The organism is Amycolatopsis kentuckyensis, from assembly GCF_041679295.1.
In the GTDB taxonomy this organism is placed as follows: domain Bacteria; phylum Actinomycetota; class Actinomycetes; order Mycobacteriales; family Pseudonocardiaceae; genus Amycolatopsis; species Amycolatopsis kentuckyensis_A.
In genome coordinates this window covers 1-1,427 of record NZ_JBGDMD010000042.1, presented here as the reverse complement: position 1 = coordinate 1,427, position 1,427 = coordinate 1, and the positions used below count along the sequence as shown (strand labels likewise).

The 1,427-nt window shown below is 55.2% G+C and carries 1 rRNA gene; it reads right to left on the bottom strand.

The features are described 5' to 3' along the window. Positions 1 to 40: 40 nt before the first annotated feature. Positions 41 to 1,427: ribosomal RNA gene (locus ACERZO_RS50300) — 23S ribosomal RNA — on the bottom strand; the annotation flags it as partial.

Below are 1,427 nucleotides of genomic sequence, written 5' to 3'. Positions count from 1 at the left end.
GTGGTGTTTCAGAACCGTAGAGTGGATGCGCAACATCTTCGTAGACAAGTCCTCGGCCTATTAGTACCAGTCAACTCGACAACACATTACTGTGCTTCCATTTCTGGCCTATCAACCCAATGGTCTCTTGGGAGCCTTAACCCACAAAGGGTGGGATACCTCATCTTGGAACAGGCTTCCCGCTTAGATGCCTTCAGCGGTTATCCCTTCCGAACGTGGCCAACCAGCCATGCCCCTGGCGGAACAACTGGCACACCAGAGGTTCGTCCGTCCCGGTCCTCTCGTACTAGGGACAGCCTTCCTCAAGTATCCTACGCGCGCGGCGGATAGGGACCGAACTGTCTCACGACGTTCTAAACCCAGCTCGCGTGCCGCTTTAATGGGCGAACAGCCCAACCCTTGGGACCTACTCCGGCCCCAGGATGCGACGAGCCGACATCGAGGTGCCAAACCATGCCGTCGATATGGACTCTTGGGCAAGATCAGCCTGTTATCCCCGGGGTACCTTTTATCCGTTGAGCGACACCCCTTCCACCAGGAGGTGCCGGATCACTAGTCCCGACTTTCGTCCCTGCTCGACATGTCTGTCTCACAGTCAAGCTCCCTTGTGCACTTGCACTCAACACCTGATTGCCAACCAGGCTGAGGGAACCTTTGGGCGCCTCCGTTACTCTTTAGGAGGCAACCGCCCCAGTTAAACTACCCATCAGGCACTGTCCCTGAACCAGATCATGGCCCGAGGTTCAGATTCCCAATTCGACCAGAGTGGTATTTCAACAACGACTCCACACCCACTAGCGTGAGCGCTTCACAGTCTCCCACCTATCCTACACAAGCCGAACCGAAAACCAATACCAAACTATAGTAAAGGTCCCGGGGTCTTTCCGTCCTGCCGCGCGTAACGAGCATCTTTACTCGTAGTGCAATTTCGCCGGGCCTGTGGTTGAGACAGCCGGAAAGTCGTTACGCCATTCGTGCAGGTCGGAACTTACCCGACAAGGAATTTCGCTACCTTAGGATGGTTATAGTTACCACCGCCGTTTACTGGCGCTTAAATTCTCAGCTTCGCCCCGAAAGGCTAACCGGTCCTCTTAACGTTCCAGCACCGGGCAGGCGTCAGTCCATATACATCGTCTTGCGACTTCGCATGGACCTGTGTTTTTAGTAAACAGTCGCTTTCCGCTGGTCTCTGCGGCCACCCACCCCTAGCCCGTCAAGAGCTTCAGGATGTTTGGCCCCCCTTCTCCCGAAGTTACGGGGGCATTTTGCCGAGTTCCTTAACCACAGTTCACCCGATCGCCTTGGTATTCTCTACCTGACCACCTGTGTTGGTTTGGGGTACGGGCCGTGCATGCACTCACTAGAGGCTTTTCTCGGCAGCATAGGATCACTCTACTTCGCCTCAAACGGCTACGCATCACGTCTCA